Annotated in this window: 17 protein-coding genes; 5 read left to right on the top strand and 12 right to left on the bottom strand. The window is 42.0% G+C overall.

What is annotated here, in order from left to right:
- Positions 1-24: 24 nt before the first annotated feature.
- From PQ469_RS26825 to PQ469_RS26795, 7 genes are all read right to left on the bottom strand, one after another.
- The gene (locus PQ469_RS26825; RefSeq protein WP_090640280.1) at positions 25-1,230 is read right to left on the bottom strand and encodes a DUF5000 domain-containing lipoprotein; all 1,206 of its coding nucleotides are present in this window, start codon (positions 1,228-1,230) and stop codon (positions 25-27) included.
- A 39-nt stretch (positions 1,231-1,269) separates the two neighbouring features.
- Positions 1,270-3,246 (bottom strand): RagB/SusD family nutrient uptake outer membrane protein, encoded by a 1,977-nt coding sequence (locus PQ469_RS26820; protein ID WP_274210421.1) that lies wholly within the window; start codon positions 3,244-3,246, stop codon positions 1,270-1,272.
- A 19-nt stretch (positions 3,247-3,265) separates the two neighbouring features.
- Positions 3,266-6,757 (bottom strand): TonB-dependent receptor, encoded by a 3,492-nt coding sequence (locus PQ469_RS26815; protein WP_090640288.1) that lies wholly within the window; start codon positions 6,755-6,757, stop codon positions 3,266-3,268.
- A 228-nt stretch (positions 6,758-6,985) separates the two neighbouring features.
- Positions 6,986-8,128, bottom strand: coding sequence for a FecR family protein (locus tag PQ469_RS26810; protein ID WP_274210420.1), 1,143 nt, complete (start codon positions 8,126-8,128; stop codon positions 6,986-6,988).
- Between the two features lie 35 nt (positions 8,129-8,163).
- Entirely contained in the window at positions 8,164-8,697 is a 534-nt protein-coding gene (locus PQ469_RS26805; RefSeq protein WP_090640295.1) for a sigma-70 family RNA polymerase sigma factor, read from the bottom strand.
- Between the two features lie 567 nt (positions 8,698-9,264).
- Positions 9,265-9,951, bottom strand: a complete 687-nt coding sequence (locus PQ469_RS26800) for a DUF4397 domain-containing protein (protein WP_274210419.1) — start codon at positions 9,949-9,951, stop codon at positions 9,265-9,267.
- An 82-nt stretch (positions 9,952-10,033) separates the two neighbouring features.
- The gene (locus tag PQ469_RS26795) at positions 10,034-10,477 is read right to left on the bottom strand and encodes a DUF2141 domain-containing protein (RefSeq protein WP_274210418.1); all 444 of its coding nucleotides are present in this window, start codon (positions 10,475-10,477) and stop codon (positions 10,034-10,036) included.
- A gap of 387 nt (positions 10,478-10,864) precedes the next feature.
- Here PQ469_RS26795 and PQ469_RS26790 point away from each other — a divergent pair, with 387 nt between their 5' ends.
- From PQ469_RS26790 to PQ469_RS26780, 3 genes are all read left to right on the top strand, one after another.
- The gene (locus PQ469_RS26790) at positions 10,865-11,902 is read left to right on the top strand and encodes a sensor histidine kinase (protein WP_274210417.1); all 1,038 of its coding nucleotides are present in this window, start codon (positions 10,865-10,867) and stop codon (positions 11,900-11,902) included.
- Entirely contained in the window at positions 11,883-12,647 is a 765-nt protein-coding gene (locus PQ469_RS26785; protein ID WP_274210416.1) for a LytR/AlgR family response regulator transcription factor, read from the top strand. Before PQ469_RS26790 ends, PQ469_RS26785 begins: the two co-directional genes overlap by 20 nt.
- Positions 12,648-12,982: 335 nt before the next feature.
- Positions 12,983-13,192 (top strand): hypothetical protein, encoded by a 210-nt coding sequence (locus PQ469_RS26780; protein WP_274210415.1) that lies wholly within the window; start codon positions 12,983-12,985, stop codon positions 13,190-13,192.
- Between the two features lie 57 nt (positions 13,193-13,249).
- Here PQ469_RS26780 and PQ469_RS26775 read toward each other — a convergent pair whose 3' ends face one another.
- Complete coding sequence (locus PQ469_RS26775) at positions 13,250-14,233, bottom strand: ISAon1 family transposase (protein ID WP_274210414.1); 984 nt, start codon at positions 14,231-14,233, stop codon at positions 13,250-13,252.
- Positions 14,226-14,513, bottom strand: a complete 288-nt coding sequence (locus PQ469_RS26770; RefSeq protein WP_274210413.1) for an ISAon1 family transposase N-terminal region protein — start codon at positions 14,511-14,513, stop codon at positions 14,226-14,228. The genes PQ469_RS26775 and PQ469_RS26770 overlap by 8 nt, the downstream gene beginning before the upstream one ends.
- Positions 14,514-15,018: 505 nt before the next feature.
- Between PQ469_RS26770 and PQ469_RS26765 the strand changes: the two genes are divergently transcribed.
- Positions 15,019-15,513 (top strand): thioredoxin family protein, encoded by a 495-nt coding sequence (locus tag PQ469_RS26765; RefSeq protein ID WP_274210412.1) that lies wholly within the window; start codon positions 15,019-15,021, stop codon positions 15,511-15,513.
- A gap of 187 nt (positions 15,514-15,700) precedes the next feature.
- A complete protein-coding gene (locus PQ469_RS26760; protein ID WP_090640317.1) occupies positions 15,701-15,892 on the top strand; it encodes a hypothetical protein in 192 nt (63 codons plus the stop codon).
- A gap of 57 nt (positions 15,893-15,949) precedes the next feature.
- Here the strand turns inward: PQ469_RS26760 and PQ469_RS26755 are convergent, their stop codons facing one another.
- From PQ469_RS26755 to rbfA, 3 genes are all read right to left on the bottom strand, one after another.
- Positions 15,950-16,612 carry an energy transducer TonB family protein gene (locus PQ469_RS26755; RefSeq protein WP_274210411.1) on the bottom strand — a complete coding sequence of 221 codons (663 nt, stop codon included), beginning with the start codon at positions 16,610-16,612 and terminating at the stop codon, positions 15,950-15,952.
- 409 nt (positions 16,613-17,021) lie between these two features.
- Positions 17,022-17,708, bottom strand: a complete 687-nt coding sequence (locus PQ469_RS26750) for a peptidoglycan DD-metalloendopeptidase family protein (protein WP_274210410.1) — start codon at positions 17,706-17,708, stop codon at positions 17,022-17,024.
- A 9-nt stretch (positions 17,709-17,717) separates the two neighbouring features.
- On the bottom strand, positions 17,718-18,089 hold the full coding sequence (gene rbfA / locus PQ469_RS26745) for a 30S ribosome-binding factor RbfA (protein ID WP_177183692.1): 372 nt from the start codon (positions 18,087-18,089) through the stop codon (positions 17,718-17,720).
- Positions 18,090-18,143: the final 54 nt, after the last annotated feature.

Raw genomic sequence — 18,143 nt, 5'->3', positions numbered from 1 at the left:
TGAAAAAATGTTTGCAAACATTTACTACTTTCCAAATAGGGTAAATTCACTGATACTCATAAAGTATGATCCTGTCCAGTTGTGCAGGCTCCTGATCCTGATATACCGGTATGCGCTTATCCCCGCCGGAAAATCAAAGCCCCAGCCATCATGTGCATATTTGTAATCGGCAGCTGTTTCGGTACCTGATGGCGACCCGGATGGTTTTACAATATTGCAGGTTAACAGTTTGGTCCATGAACCATCTAAGGCACCGTTTACATTAGGTGTGTTTGATCCCCATATTTCAAAATCTTTTAAGTTACCTCTTACGTAGTATACATTACCAATCTCCAGGAACGGGTTCATTATAAAACGGCTCAATATTCGTTGCTTGCCTAAATCAAACGTTACCATTTGCGGGCTGCTGGCGCTTTCAACGGTAAACAAGCAATTTGGCCAGCCGCCGGTAAAATTACCATCCCAAATTTTAGTAAGATCGGTATATGAATACAGGTTGGTAGCGTCGCCAGGCAATACATAAGGCGACCAATCGGATTTTGAAAACTGCTCTTCGTAAAATGGTGTGAGGGTTAAAAACAAAGTGTCGGAGCGGTTTAAAAACCTGTCTCTTACAAAAAACGCGTATTTCCTTTCAACAGCAGGCTGCCCTCTTACAGCTGCTTTAATTAAAACGCTGTTGCTGTAAATGTTGTCCATTCCTTTTGGCTGCACAAATAAACCATTATTAGCTGTATCAACCATTGGTACAATAGCCAGATTGTCTTTGGTAGAGTTATCGCAGGTTACATTAAAGCCTCCAAAAGTAGCCGTTACTTTAAGCGACCGGAAGGCCAGGATGAAGGGTGGTGTTAGCGGGTTAACGGTAACAGTAACCGGGGCTGATGCCTTTTCGCTCGAGTTTACAGCATATAGTTTTACTACGTGGGCCAGCGTATCGCCAAAGCCGTCAACAGTTAATGTGTTGGTATAGTGCGATGCCACTACTTCGCGTGTTTTACCAGGAGCTATTTCATAAACAGCTCTTACATAAAAAAGGTCGGGATCGCCGGGCAGCGTGTATGTTAAGCTGGCTGCGCCGTTTTGGTTTTGTACCTGTACGTTGCTAACAACGCCGGGGGCATTATTATTGGTTATGGTAGCTTTATTGAGTGTTTCCTGCTTGCAGCCGGTTACCATTATTGCTAATAGCCCAATATAGAAAGCCACCCGTAATTTCATTGTTTCCATTTTAATGTTTTTATTGTTAAACATATTATTGCTATATATTTACCAGTTAGGGTTTTGCACCAGGTTTTGATTAACCAACAGGTCGCTTTCCTGTATTGGCCATAAATAATCGCGCGGGATTACAAAATGCCTCGAAAAGATTGATCGTTCACGATAATACAATTCGGGCGAATTTTCATTTATAGTCCATCCTGTTACGTTTCCATTTAGCTCGGCACCAGCAGTTTTCCAGCGCAACAAATCCCAAAAACGATGGCCTTCAAAGCAAAGCTCCAATGAGCGTTCGCGCTGAATGATTGATCGCATTCCTTCTTTTGTAGTGTACTTGGTTGGGTTGATGCTATAGTTTGTCCATGATTCCTGTACGGTAGGTAAGCCAGCCCTTGCCCGTATACGGTTTACATATGTGTATACATCGGCTACCGGCCCCTGGGCTTCGTTTAATGCTTCGGCATAAAGTAAATACAGATCAGAAAGGCGCATTTCGGGCCAAGGGTAATTCAGATAGGTAACTGTTGCCCACTCATAATGCCAGTTAAGCGCTTTTTTCATATAAAAGCCGGCAATGGGGATAGGCGAGGATTGGCCTACTTCGGCACCGCGGGCCTTCATCCACCAGGTATTTTCGTCGGTTTTGGTAGGGCTATTAGCCATATACCATACACCACGGTCAAACCCCAGGTCGGCATAGTAACGTGGCTCACGGTCAAAATTCAACCGGGCAGTAGTTTCGCCTTCTTTAATGTTAAAGCGCTCGTCGTGAGTACCAACACGCAATTGCGATATATTGCTGAAATCAAGTGTTTTATCTTCATTAATAGGCACCCCGTTTTTAGTATAAAACATTTTGGCCATTTTTATAGTGGGCCCCATTAACGGGCGGTTTGCCGATTTTGCAGCATCCGCATTATTAAAATCATACTGGCCTGCACACATCGACTGGAAGAATGAATTATAGTTGATATTATTGTCGGCAGTTAAACCCCATATCAGTTCGTCGTTCCATTTTTCGCTCATCGCGTTCCTGATGCTCATTTGCGTCATGGTAGTTTGGCTAAGCGGCAGGGTTGGTGCAGGGAAAGTGTACAACTGTATGTTTTGCGCCTCGCAAAAATCAATGGCTGCTTTACAGGCATCAGCCGCAAGCTGCCATTTTTGAGCACTGTAGGTAGAATTAAATAGCTGCTCGCCATCTTTATTCTTGAACGAATTGTAATCGGGGTTACCATTAAACAGTGGGCTTGCAGCAGTAACCAGCAACTTTGCTTTCATGCTTAAAGCTGCAGCTTTGGTAACGCGGCCCAGTTCGCTGCCTTCGTTCCTGATGGTTAGGGGCAGTTTTGCTGCGGCCAGGTCATATAAACCGGCAATATAATTTACTACTTCATCAACCGGGCGACGTTTTACCCTTACCTCATCTATCGATGCATCAATTGGCAGGTTTTTATCGATAATAGGAATTGGCCCGTAAGCCCTAAACAGCTGGAAATGATAAAAAGCCTTCAAAAACTGTGCTTCGGCTATCCAGCGTTCGCGGGTGTCAATGTCAAGGTCGCGCACCTTATTAAGGTCACTTACGTTCTCAATAAAAACGTTACAATCGCGTATGGCTTTGTAGTTTGCCGCCGCGTCGCGGGTGCCGTTCATATAATTGGCAATGGGGTCTGATGAGTTTTGATAACCCCTTGGCAACTGCAATACGTTTGTTGGCCGAATGTGCCCAGCAGGGTCTTCTACCCAAACTTCATCGCCGGCTGTAAGACCTACGTTATAGGTAGGGTCGGTTTCTGTAGGCAGGTACGAGTAACAGGTAAACAGATACTTTTCTGCCTCGGTTTTTGAAACAAAAGCGTTGGCTATTGTTGATACGTTATCAGGAACAACATCCAGGAATGATTTTTTGCATGACGATGCCGGCAAAATTATCATTAAAGCCACCGATAGCAGGGCGATATACCCTTTAGGTGCGGGACTTAATACTGTATGCTTAATTTTTTGTATAAAATTACTTTTCATATAATTGATTTGAAAGCTTTTAAAATTCTACCCTTAAGCCTAAGTTAAACACCTTTTGAATTGGGTATCCCAGACCTGAAGTTCCCATTTCGGGATCCCACAGTTTAAAGCCGGTTACTGTTAACAGGTTTAAACCATTGGCATAAAGGCGTGCGCTTTTCATACGGATGCCCTTAAGCTGATTTTTTGTGAAATTGTATCCAATTTCTGCCGATTTTAACCTCAGGAAAGAGCCATTTCGCAACCACCATGTTGACGTTTGGGTGTTGTTTTCCTGGATAGTGCTGCTTAGGCGAGGCCAAAAAGCATATGGGTTCCGGTTATCTTCTGACCAGTGATCATTGGCTATTGAGCTCAGCAAACCGCTTTGATTGCCAGAGTTGAGGCCGGTACTTGACTGGTACCCATTAACCAGGTAAAAGGGCGAAATATTGGCAGAGTTGATGATAAACGATGAGCGGGCCGACCCCTGGAAGAACGCGCTTACATCGAAGTTTTTATATCCGACAGAAAAACCAAAGCCATAAATAATCTCGGGCACAAGCGGATGACCAATCGGCACCACATCTGAACTGGATATTTTACCATCGCCATTCATATCGCGGTATTTAATATCGCCGGCTTTGTAATTGCCAAAACTTTGAACCGGTGAGTTGGCTACATCTACGTCGTCAATAAATAAACGCTCGGCAACAAGGCCATAAATCTGGCTTAGTGAGTTACCCACCCTGCTAAGATATTTTAAGTTATCGCTATATACCGGCTCTTCGTTTTTTAACAGTTTGCTTTTAGCGTAGGTAAGCGTTCCGCGCGATTGGATCCAGAAAGAGTTGGTGAAATTTTTCTTGTAATCCATGGCAACATCAACGCCTTTGCTTGATGATTTACCCGCGTTTGACGATATGTTGGCCTGTAAGCCCATAGAAGTAGGGATAGTGCTTCTTACCATTAAAATGTTATCCCGTTTGTTTTGGTATGCATCTAAGGTTAAACTAAAGTCTTTTGCAATAGTTAAATCCATACCTATATTGGTTTGCCTTGATTGCTCCCAGGTAATGTTTTGGTTTTCATAACGGTAGGTAACCACACCAGGCCTGCTATAGGTATAATTGGTACCAAACTGACCGTTGCTCCCGCTGTTTAAGTTAACATCCGACAGGTAGAAAAACCTGTCGTTTGCCGATCCGATCTGGTCGTTACCCACCAAACCATAAGTAAACCTGAATTTAAGATTATCGATGGTTGAAAGCATTGGTTCAAAAAACTTCTCGTTTGATACAACCCAGCCGGCGCCCACTGATGGGAAAAACCCAAAACGGTGGTTACTGGCAAAACGCTCGGAACCATTATAGCCAAAGTTAAACTCCAACAGGTAACGGTTATCGTAGCCATAAGTAAACCTGCCCGATACACCCTGGTTACGCGATGGCAACGATAACTGTAACGTTGGCGCATTAGCAGTAAGATAATTACGCATGGTACCAATTAGCAAACCGCTGATGGCGTGCTTCTCGGCAAATGTGCGGTTGTAGTTTATGGCTGTTTCGATATAAGTAGTAGCGTTGGATACGCTGCCCCCCGGGCTATAGGTTAAATACTCGGTTGGTGTGGCGCCTATGCTTCCCGACGACCCGTCGTTAAGTAAGGTTAAGCCGTTAAATTGTCCGTTCAGTACATTTGATTGATAATAATAAGGGCTATACTGGCGTGCCACGGTGAAGTACGAATAGCGGGTTGTATAGGCCATAACCCTTGCAGATAAGCCTTGGGTAATAAAATCAAACTTTTGGTTTAAATTTAATTGTGCGGTTAAAGTACTGGTGTTTGAGCTTTGAAAGCCTGAAAGCGACTGTGCATAAGGATTGACATACAGGCCACCACTTGGAATAATAGCATTACCAAACAGGGGGTGGTTTACATAGGGTAATAAACTGCCTGGGTAAATAGCCGGAAAGGCTACCGGGTTGCTCCATAAAGCATTTAAAAATGTAAACCCGCCGCCACTTATAGGGCCATGATAGCTATCAAACTGTCCTTTTAAACTAACTACAACTTCGGTAGTTTTGGTTAGGTTTAAGGTGGTATTTGATAAAATGGAGTATGATTGCAGCTTAATATTATTGCTGAAATTATTGAGGCTATTTTCGGCCAGGTTACCATTGTCAATATTATAGGTCATGGCCAGGTAGTACTTAGCCTTTTCGGACCCGCCATTGGCATTCATGTTGAACCTTTGGTTGCTTGTTTTGGTTTTTATCAACTGTTTTATCCAGTTATTGCTGGGGTATAACAGCGGATCGTCGCCATTAGCTGTATGGTCGATTTTGTTTTGCGAGTAAGGCAGGGCGCCCAGCGGATTGCGGGTAAGCACCGCCTCGTTGGCCAAAGTCATATAAGCAATATTATCGGCCAGGTCGATATTCTTGATGTTTGACGAAGTTGAGTTTTCACCGCGCACATTGAATTTCACTGCGCCTACATCGCCTCGTTTAGTGGTTACCAATATTACACCGTTTGCACCCCTTGCACCATATAATGATGAAGCAGTAGCATCTTTTAATACCGAAAAACCGGCAATATCATCGGGCTGTAACCGGGCCAGATCTGTAGTTGACGATTCTATACCGTCAATTAAAATCAGCGGGTCAACTTTACCGGCACCAAAGGTACCAACACCGCGTATAAAAAATTGGGCATTATCAGCGCCCGGTTCGCCGCTGCGCTGGTAGGATATCATCCCCGGCACAACACCGGCAAGCATAGTGGTAAGGTTACTTGAAGGGCCTTTAAGCTGCTTGGGGCTTATAGTGGTAATAGAGCTCACTAAGCTCGCCTTTTTCTGAGTACCATACGCTACGATGGCAACCTCCTCCAATGCGGTTTTATCGGTACCAATGGTTACATCTAACACATAAGTACCATTTGATGGCTGGTAGTTGTTTAAATCAAATTCCTGAGTTTTAGATCCTACAAATGAAAACGTGATAACAGTTTTATCAGTTCCTTTTAAATTGAGAGAATACTTACCGTTAACATCTGACTGGGTACCTATGCCGGTACCTTTTACTTTAACACTTACGCCTGGCAAGGTAAGGCCTTTTTCGTCGGTAACAGTTCCTTGCACCGTTTTGGGCAATGGCGCCTGCGCCGGCTCTTTTTTGGGTGTTGCAGGGACTGGTTTTTCGGCCGCAACTTTTTCAATTACGACAAGCTGATCGCGTAATACATAACGCAGGTTTTTGCCTTTTAAAAGAAAAGTGAAAACATCCTGCACACTGGCATTTTGAAAATCAACGGTAACCAGTTCCCGGTCGTTTAATAAATTGTTGCTGTAAAAAACTGTTAGCCCTGTTTGTTTTTTAACGGATTGAAACACATCGGCCAAGGTGATATTTGCCTTTTTGAGTGTTATAGGCCCCGGATTTTGCGTTTGTGCGTGACAAAATTGGGTGCCCCATAAAAAAATAAAAACAGGCAGTAGCAGCCGCCGGTAAAATAAAATTTTCTCCATAGTTATTGGGTTTATAATTGGGTTTGTACTAAAGACCGCTTCTGAGAAAAATGGGTGAACAGAAATTAAAAAAAAAGTTTTTTGCTAAATGCCTGTGGGTAAAAAGTAATTTACGGCGCCTTTTAACCTACAAAACCGCGCTTATCTGGAAGCCGGTTTTGTATAAATTGGTATGTGCCCGCGCCGATTTTGTCAACCGGGAATTTTATGTTGCTTTTGGGGCAAGTTTTATTTTACATGTAAAACATCATCTTTAATGGTAGCATCCACACCTGCAGATGATTTTAGGTTTTGAATAAAAACCTGCACCGGTTTATTTTTTTCAATAGCGCCGCTAAATGATTCTTCGGCTTTGGCGGCATCGTCAAAAACAACCTTTAAATTAAACCAGCGCAGTAGTACCTCACTTATATCGCGCAGTTTTTGGTTATGAAAATAATATTGGCCATGCATCCAGGCCAGTTCTGTGCCTGCATCAAATGGCTGCTTTAAAAAGCCTGTTACAGGGGTATAAACAGCCTGGTATCCGGGCTTGAGCAAAAGTCTTTCGTTATGCTGGCCGCTTGTAGATACACTGCCCTCAACAAGAGATGTAGTGGTTACATTGGAGTTGTAACTATTTACATTAAACTGGGTGCCAAGCACCTGCACATTTGTTTGGCCGGTATGAACTATAAAAGGGTGTGCCGCGTTTTTAGCTACCTTAAAAAATGCTTCGCCCGTTAAATAAACCTCCCTGGTGGTGCCGGTAAATGAAAACGGAAAGCGCAAACTTGAAGCCGAATTAAGCCAAACCTGGGTACCATCTGACAGGGCTATCTGGTAGTCCAGTTCTGCAGGTACGGTAAGAGTACTCCAATTTTGAGCCTTATCATCGCCAAGTGTATAACTTAGGCCATTGGCCCCTTTTTTTAGATTGGCGAACGGGGTATTGATAACGCTTTTAGCGGTGTCGGATAAATCAATTTGTTGTCCGTTGGCCATGTGCAACTCTATAGCCGGCTTTTTTCTTTGTTTTACGGCTACTGAATTGGCAACCGGTTTTAACTGCCAATAATAAACGGCCGAAAGCGTAATGCACAGCAATGCAGCAACCGACATCCATTTTATAAATTTATTTTGGTTGGATTGAATTGACTTTACCTGTTCAATTTGAGGCTCAATTTTATCCCAGGCTGCATTTTCGTCTATATTGTCAAAAAAGAGTTTAGCTTTATCAGAGGTTAAAGCATCCTGCATCTCAATCCAAAGTTTTGCAACTTTAGGGTCTGCGCGTATTGCCTGTTGAAGTATATGGTCGTCCTCTTCACTTATCGCTCCTGCAATTTTGTCAATTATTAGCTCCTGAATATATGTTTTATTATATGTCATTATGTATAAGACCAGATTTTGAATAAAAGGGTGAACTACCTTGCATTTTTTACCCCATCGCGCATGGTTTTAAAGGCCAGCTTTAAGTGCGTTTTTAACGAATTGACGCTGATGCCCATTTCATAGGCAGCTTCTTTATACTTTTTATTTTGACAATGAACCAAAGTTACCGCCTGGAACCGCTGAACAGACAGGTCGGCCAATATTTTGTCCACATTAATTTCACCGCATATAACTTCCTGCTCTTCTTCTAATTCCGAAATGGTATATTGATAATCGGCTAATCGTTTTTGCCTCAGCGCTTCTTTCTCAATTTCTTTTAAGCAACGGTTGCGGATAGCTGTTGTTAAATAAGCTTTTAGCGATGAGTTGATATTGTTAAACAGTTGTCGTTCCCAAAAGTCGACAAAAAAAGCCTGAACCATATCCTCTGCTTCCATTTCATTTTTTAAAATATAAAAGGCCGATATAGTAAGGAGTTTGTAATATTTTTTAAATAGCAGTTCCAAGGCTTCCTTGTTGCCCATTACTAATAGCTCCATAAGTTGAGCATCATTCAGGATTTTCATGAAATGGTTTTAACTGGTTAAAAATCAACAGACAGGCGTCTATTGAAAGCTAAGATATAATATTTATTGTCAAAAACACAATTAAAAGAAAAATTTTGAAAATAATTTATGATCGCCTGCCAATTAGGTGAACAGTCGCGTGGCAATGTTAAGAAATGCCTTAATCAGCGGCGCGGAATATTATTAATAAAGTAACCAAGTGACATTCTTGGAAAATTTAAGGTAATTATGGGTTCGAAAGCGGTTTTTTAAAATCAGTTTCGCTAATCAAATTTATTTGACAGCCCCACAGAATTATTGTGCTATTGTAGTGAAAATAACACCAGATTATTTTAAAAATTACAAAAATTAAGTGTTATTTAAACAATAATGGAGTAAGAAAATATTATTTAGAGGCTTTTTTACCTGTTGCAACAGGATTTAAAGAATCGGTTTAACCTGCTAAATCGATATTAATTATGGCTTAAATAGCAAGGGGGAGTGGTATGAATTGAGCTTGGATAACCCGATTAAAACAAAAAGCCGGATGTTATCACAATCCGGCTTTTACTCAGGTAATTGAATGGGTTAATTGTGCAGCACCTTATTTATACTAAGGCTGCCATCGCTTGCATCGCTGAAGTACAGGGAATATATTTTACCCGCCTGGAGGTCGGCAATATTAAAATTGCCGATATTTTTCCTGGAGGCCGTGCCATATAGCTGAACCGTTAGCGTTCCCGGATCAACATATTTGTAACCGCTTGCAATATTCCTGCTTATATTGGTTACAAGGTCATCGCCTGATGCATCTTTGATATTGATATCCGACGGCGCGTTATCGCTTAAATGAATAAACTTAATTTTTACCTTTCCATTATTAGGCGTAGCCAGGTCATCTTCAAAAGATTTAACCCGGGCCGATGATCCCTTGCCTGCCATATACACCGTAAAACTTACACCATTTGTAGTATAAAGCTCACCGGATGCATAAACATTGCTTGATCCTTCATCTTTAAATTCCATAACCAGTCTTTTGCCCGAAGCGGTAGTAATGTAAGGGGAGGCATAGGTATATTTAAGTCCGCCGCTTACCAGTACCGAATTAGCAATTGTAAAACTCTGAGGTCCCGAAGTTGATGCCGCATTAACTACTTTTATATTGAATTGCCCCGAAGGGTCGATGGTGTTTTTTTCGCAGGATGAAAAAGATACGGCTGCGGTGAGCATTGCTATACCCGTTAATAGTTTTCTATAAATTGCTGATGTTTTCATGTTGTTTTTATTGAGGTTAATTTTAAATGCGTTTTTCATATAGGATAATAGTTTCGTTTTATTGAGGCTTCCCCGGGCGGGTTTACATATATTTTACCCTGATGTCGATTTTAGCAGGGGATTTCAAATCGACCTTAAAATCATCGAATGCCGGCTTTTTGAGCTTTTCCATAAAAAAGTTGGAAAAACCGAAACCTTCTTTGGGCATTCGTATGAAATTTTTGTCAATTTTTCCGTTTTCATTTTCGTCGTCGATAAGGGTTATGCCATACATGCCCGGCTCCAGTTTAACCATCACTGTCAGTGTACCGTTGTTAATTGCTTTCTTATCAAATGTGACCTTTTTGTAAGGCTGCTCTTTGTTGTAGCTTTCATCATCTTTAAAAACATTAAGAATGATTTTGCCCCCGGCAGATCTGATCCCGGTAATTTTAACTTGTGTTTCCGGGGCCTGTATATAAGAAGCAAGGGAGATAAACAGCAGGCCAATAAGCATGTTGATACCGAATACGGTTGTTTTTTTCATAGTTGTAAAATTTAATTTTAACATTAATTGAAAGCGAAGGTACCGGCCGCATTAATCGGGTGTTATCAAAAACATAGTGAAACGGGCATAATTGCGCCCGAAGGTTGTGTGTGTTAGTTTGAATAAAATGCCATTTTATTAAGTCGGCAGTATCATAGGTGGTAAACAGGAATGCAAATTGAATATGAGGTCCGCATTTAAGCAGGCCTTGTAATGTTGCCGGTTTTTGAAGCAGAGTGATAAGGCAGCTTAAATTAAATACCGGCCGGCTGCTAATAATGTGTCCTTTGCCTTTTCGGAGCGGTTTTCAGGCGGTTAAGCCCTGCTTTTGCCCGCTTTGGTTTAACATGCTTACTTACATCCAATCTATTAGGTACATTTGCTTATATGCATGAAAAATTACCCGTAAAACGTTTAAATCGCTTAAGCTGGTTACTATCGGTAATTATCGGCGTTATCTTTTACCTCATCATTTCCCGCAGCGGTTCTGCAGAGCCTGTATTACCTTATACGCTATTAACCATGTCGGGTATTTTGTTGGTTGGTTATGCCGATGTTGGCCTTATGGTTATTCTGTTGGTGCGCTATCCGTTACGGTCAAAAAAATTTACTTTGTACCGCCGCTTGCTAACCTACCCGGTAAGCGTATTTATTTACCTGGCATTATGGCCCGTTTTTGCTTATGTGGCCCATAAAAAATGGTCGTTTTGGGATGTTGGTTTGTTTTTTGCCTTTGTTGGGTCGGGTATTGTGATTAATACAATGATTATGCTTTTGCACGATTCGGTTTTGCTATACGAGCATAAACTATATAGCGAGCTGGAACTTTCAAGGCTGAAGGCGGCCAATGCCGAGGCTACCAACCTGCTGTTAAAACAGCAGATACAGCCTCATTTTCTGTTCAACGCGTTAAATACCCTTAAGGCCTTGTATCATAAGGATGTGCAAACTGCTGATAATTATATTGTGCACATGGCTAATTTTTTAAGGGCATCCATATTTCATCATACATCAAACGTATCCAAATTGGAGGATGAAGTGAGCCTGTTATTTGATTACCTGGAAATGCAGCGGATAAGGTTTGGAGCCGCGCTAAATTGTACCATTACGCTGCCCGAAGAAACCTTAAAAGGGTACTACCTGCCATCGTTTTCGTTACAACCACTGTTGGAGAACGCCATTAAACACAATAATTTTACCCGGGAAGATCCGCTTTGCGTAACTATTAGTCAGCAGGACGACTGGTTGGTTATCAGCAATAACCGGCAGGTAAAAAACATTAAAGTTGCATCAACCAATTACGGCCTGGCCAACCTGGCCGAAAGATACCACATATGGTCGGGAGATGATATTATTATTAAAGAAGAACCGAACTCGTTTTCGGTAACTATAAAATTGTTAAAGAATGAACATCGTAATCATTGAAGATGAAGGCCTGGTTGCCGACGACCTGGAGCTGAACATCAGGAAACTGATGGATGAACCCGTGAATATTGTACAAATAAAGTCGGTTAAAGAGGGCCTGGCATATTTCAAGACCGCCGAAGCACCGGACTTGATTTTTAGCGACATTCAATTGGGCGACGGGCTTAGTTTTGAAATTTTTGTTGCCGGGCTTCTTTTAGTACCTGTTATTTTTTGCACCGCCTATGACGCGTATGCCTTGGATGCTTTCAAAGCCAATGGAATAGATTATATTCTAAAACCTTTTACCAGCAAAACGCTGAACGACGCCCTTCAAAAGTACGGGCGGTTAAAGCAATTGTTTTCTACAGATCAAACGCCACAATACGAGGCCCTGATTCAGATGCTGGCCGGCAAGGATACACAAAGGGCAGCCTCGGTATTGGTTTATCATCAAGACAAGATAATTCCGGTTAATTTGGATGATATAGCCATGTTTTACCTGGCCAATGAAATTACTCACTTACTTACATTCTCAGGGAAAACGTTTTATCCAAATAAAAACCTCGACGAACTGGAACGAATTTCGGGGAATTACTTTTTTAGGGCAAACAGGCAATACCTGGTTTGCCGAAAAGCAATTACAGATGTATCCAATTTTTTTTCGCGAAAGCTTTCTATAAACCTTAATGTGCCTTTTGGCGAAAAGGTAATTGTAAGCAAAGGTAAAGCCCCTCAGTTTCTTAGCTGGCTTGCAAAAGGCTGATGGTTATAACGCCTTGCTATGGTTCCCAATTGTTAATATTGATCAGTGCCGGATTATCCCGGTAAACTTAATCCGCATTTTTTATCTTTCTTATTCCGCTTCCGGCGCCACTTTGTCCGCTTCGGGCATCTTTTGCTATTAAAACAGCCTGGTATCATGCAAATTTGATACTGTAAACTTGCGGTTGGCAGCAGCTTACCCACATACAAGGAATTTAATATGCAAGCCAGCCTATTGTATGTTTTTAAATAATGGGCGAAGCTGTTATTTGAACCGCGTGTTTACCCCGGCCGTTTTTTTGGGGCGGGATTTTTTTGCAGAAACCACAATCAGCTATGTTTGAAATTTTTAAAACCAATGTAAAAAAAGCGCCGCACGCAACTGCCCTGATTGTAGTGCTGCAGCACTATTTGCCTTTTGCCGAAATAAGTTTCGACCTGGATGATTGTGATAGCGTGCTGAGAATTAAGGGCGGCAAATTTTGCCCGTTAACGATTATTCAAATACTTGCCGACCTGGGTTTTGAGTGCCATGTATTAGCGTAACAAAAATGTTTTCGGGGCAGTTCAAGGATCAATCCGAAAAGTTGGGGGATAAAAAAGTCAGGCATATATTTTAGCAAGTCTGAATAAGAAGAAAGAAGTATCTCTTACACCTCTTAAAGATGCTCTAAAAGCTTTGAGCTTAGCATTGAAAGATTCTGCCGAGGCGTTGGTACTTCTGTTATCGAAGAAGTTTAGGATAGATTCATAATGCGATTTGACAGATCTTGCAACGGTTTTAAAAGATTCAATTCCTGCATCTTCTACATCATTATACCAGATTGCCAGTCTTTTAAACGCCTGCTGCTTGTCTTTACAGATAGTGAAAATCTGCCCCAGCCGGACTGACAGGTTGTAGGCTTTGAGCAGCAAGGGATACCTTGGAAACAACAGATCAGCTCTTTCTTTCTGTGATACAGTCCACTTAGATGGGTGTTTAAATAGCAGATACCTGCTTCTGGCCAGTAATTGTTTTAAAGTATCCCCGTTGCTAAATACTTCAGGCTGATAGCTTTGCTTGTTTTTTTTAGCGTCCTCTATTGCTTTGTTCTCTTGCTCTAATGCTTCCCAGCGATATTTGATCCTTGCTTCCTGTGCAGCATCATAGGCCAGCTTTTGTACATGGAACCGGTCAACAACACGCACAGCATTAGAAAAGCACCTGCGGATAGCCTTGATCATGTTAGCAGCCATATCCATCGTCACTTCCTTAACTTTATTCCTTTTACGGACAGGTACTCGCTCCAGTACAGCCATAATCTGTTCGGCCTGTGTGCCTTTTATCATCGCTACGATAGCCTTTTTACCACCTTTGGCTTCTTTATTGGTAACAATGGTATACAGTTCTCCGTTGCTTAAGGCGGTTTCATCTATACTCAGGTAAGGGCCTATATTATCTGCAAACAGCATCCACTCCTCTGCATGCCATTTCTGACCCCAGCTGTGAAAATCACTCAGGTGATCTTTATATTGCTGACCGAGCTGCTTGCCGTCCACCTCATATAACTTGCCTAACAAATGGCTGCTAATAGGATGATTATCCAAATATACCTTTTAAAAAAGTGCCGAATTCTGTAGTCATCCGCGCTCCCTTCCTTACTAAATCCCAGTCTCTTGTAATGATCTCACCACTTGCTTTTACTTCCCATCTGCGTCTTTTGATACAAAGCGCTACTTTATGGCCACGAATAGGAAAATCCTGTATGGCCGTTTCCGGTAAGAAGCCCCTGGATTCCAGTTGTGGCTTCTCATAACCTGATGGAGCAAGGTTCTTTTCTTCCAGGTAAATGTTCAATTGCCCGCTCTCAGATGAGCGAACATCCATAAGTTCAAAATATTCTAAAAGACCTTCAGGTAAGATTAAACGGACAAGGGTTTCGTATGCTGCTGTCAAGGGTATTCGTATTTGTTATTCCTATCCCCAAAACAAATACTTTTTTTACTCCCCCACAATTATTTTGCTTGATCCCAGTTCAATATATCAATTCTAAACAGCCTTATAGTGCAAAAAAAGCCCCGCTTTACGCAGGGGCTTCACACATATTAACTATTTATAACTGAAAAAACTCAAGTTTAAATAAGCGCCTGCACGTATCAGCCCCTAACGGGTAAATGGAATAAAGAGATATAATTTGGGTATGTTATATCAAATTTATTATTCTTAAATTATCATTCAATTCAGGAGTTTTCCACAATGTGTTTACAAGTACCCTTTTTTATGCTTTTTGTGTAATAATTTTAAAACAACATGCGTAAGCAACTGGTTTTTCTGTAAATTGTGTTGCTTATAAAAAACTATACGCCTTGTTATCTGAGCATTTATGCCCGCTATGAAAAAAATGTTTTTAATTGCACTTGTGTTTGCATTTGGTTTAGGTGCCAAGGCGCAGGACAAACCCCATATATACAACCCAAACGCCGATGCAGGGGCCGAAATTACTGCCGCAGTTAAACAGGCGGCTAAGCAGCACAAAAATGTACTGCTGCAAATTGGGGGCAATTGGTGTAGTTGGTGCATAAAATTTAATAACCAGGTAACAGCCGATAGTGCCCTTAATACCTATATGAACCAAAGCTACGTTGTTTTGCACGTGAACTACAGCCAGGAAAACACCAACGATGCCGTAATGACAAACCTGGGATACCCCCAGCGCTTTGGTTTCCCGGTATTTATAGTATTGGATGATAAAGGCAACCGCCTGCATACCCAAAACTCCGAGTACCTGGAGGAGGGTAAAGGTTATAGTAAAGACAAAATATTGGGATTTTTTAAAGCCTGGTCGCCCGGGGCGCTTGATCCTAAAAATTACAATAAAATCAAATAAAATATTTTAATGATAAGTAGCTGATCATTAATTGCTTATCATAATGTAAATATTTAGCAATAGCAGAACCGACGTTATGTTGTTGTAATAAATCCGATACAAAAGAAATTTTTTTTTTCTAAAGGTTAAGAATTTTCTCGATTGTTAATTAACTTAGTTTATTGTTTCACCCTTAAAAATCAAACTTATGGCAAAGCACACCACTCTAAAACGAGGTCAATTACTTAAGTACATTGGTAAAAGGTGGAAAAACCTGAACATTAGCAGCCCCATCATGAAATTTTTAGGTTATGATGGTAATGGCTTTGCCGATGTATGGGTTGAATACCAGGGTCGCCTTATGCTGCTGGCCATTGGGGAGGTTGAGCTGGCAATTTAGCCAGCTACATCTGTTTCACAAACAAGCTCAAAAAGCCCTGGTCGGTACGTACGCCGGTCAGGGCTTTTTGCTGCAATATTTTTGGATAAAGCTATCGGCCTTATCGCTGCCTATGTTACGGATAAAATTCCAGTCGGTACAGGCGCCTTCCATGTCATTTTGCTTTACCTTCTCGTTGGCCTTGCTGAGTATATCGGCTATCAACTCGTCATCAAAGCCCAGTTGCTTTTTAAGGGCTATGATGGTAGCATCTTTGGATAGATCGGCCTTGCCCTGGTATTTGTTGATGTAATAATTGGTAACAGCATTTTCAAGTTCCTGCCGGTTTTTATAATCAGTAATTGCGGCCTGCATGTCTTTTATGGTTGATTGCCCGCAAAGCGTTTGATCAGGGTCAAACCTGATGGGCTGCACCAGGTTGGTTGTGGGGTTATAGCCTGCAGGCAGCGTCCATAGGCCGGAAGTAAGTTTAATAACCCGCAGGGCTTCGTCATCCAGGTCAATACCAGGGCCTTGCTGTACTTTGGCATCGGTTACCCGGCCTTGTTTATCCAGCCTGAAAGACACGTTTACCGTACCCGAAATACAATTACGGCTCGAATATTCCGGATAAACTATTTTCGATTTCAAAAAATCGTTCAATGCCCCTTGCCCTCCTTTAAAAGCAGGCTGGGCGCCGGCGGTAAATACTGCCACTATTGCTGTTACAGTGATGAGCATGTGCTTTATCATAATATAAATATCGACAATAAAACGGGAATAATGTTTGGGGCGATAAAGAATGTTAGGTGATATGCAAGTAAACTTACTTGAAGAAACCTAAACCATACTGAGTTGTAAAACCTGCAGGTTTCTTAGTATGACATTCAAATAAAATTCTGTCATCCTGAGGAACGAAGGATCTATCAGCTTGGTATGGTCGACGGAAAAGTTCGCGAATAGATACTTAGTTCCTACCCATGAGATGTTGTACTTTCGAGGTGCGTAGGCCTGTCGAAGGGGCGCGTGGAGAGGCCTTTGCCCGCTATGTTTCGACGGGGCTCAGCATGACAGCCCATTTTATGATGTCATTTCCCCTTCAGAACCTGCTGGTTTTACAACTCGGGTTGACTTTTTATTAAAAATAGCGTTAAAACCCCAACACCAATCCCGGATCAGGCACATTGGCCCTGTACTTTTCCATCTCGGAATATTTACATACCCCGGGATAGTCGCCAAACTTACCTTCGATATCAAACATGAGCTGAAAATGCAGGTGTGGCGGCCATTGGCCGTTTTCAGCATTGTCGCCAAGTGTGCCTATTTGCTGATCTTTTTTAACAGCCATACCAATAGTTAACCCCTCCAAACTTTTACGGCTCAGGTGACCATAAAGGCTATACAGTATTAAACCATCAAGGTTATGTTGCAGGATGATGCATGGCCCATAATCGCCCAGGTTGTTGTTATCCTGGAAACTATGTACTTTGCCATTGAGCGGTGTATAAATGGGCGTACCTGCCGGCCCCCAGATATCAACACCCAAATGCAGGCGCCGCGGTTCATCTTCCGTATCAAAATGAGCGCTTACCGCATAAATAGTGCGGTGCTCCATGTAGCCGCCAATGCCGTAGCGGCAGTTATTGGCTTTTAGTTTATCGCTTACCCAATTGGTAAACCGTTGGGTATCGGCAATAATTTCCGTACTCAATTCGGTATTGTTGGCGGTAAAATCCAACGGAAAAAGCCGGTCGGTGCCGGCATCGTAATCAACCACTTTGCCAATGGCACCGGGGTTGTTTTGTAAATAGGTCTTCAGCTGTTGGTGCCGGTCCATCTATATCAGCTATTCGGTATCGGGCTGGCGCTCTTCCTTGCTTATTTTGTCGAAAATTTTGTCCATCCGTTCTACATATTCGCTGGTATCATCCACAAAAAACTCCAGTTGGGGGATAATCCTTACCTGGTCTTTAATACGGGCGCCCAGTTTGTAACGAATTTCGGAGGCGTGCAGCTTAATGGTTTGCAGGGCCAGCTGCAAATTGGTATTGCCAAAAAAGCTTAAAAATATACGCGCTATGGCTAAATCGGGGGTAACACGTACTTTGGTTATAGTTACCAGGGTATTAGGCAAATAGTTCATGCCTTCGCGCTGAAAAATGGCGGCCAGGTCTTCCTGTATCACCCCTGCAAATTTTTGCTGACGTTTTGATTCCATAATGATAAGTTAACGCCAATTGAGGCAGATGTTTGTTTATTTGGTTCCCTTTAG

Source organism: Mucilaginibacter sp. KACC 22773, assembly GCF_028736215.1.
Lineage (GTDB): Bacteria > Bacteroidota > Bacteroidia > Sphingobacteriales > Sphingobacteriaceae > Mucilaginibacter.
This window is presented reverse-complemented; position numbering and strand designations above follow the sequence as displayed.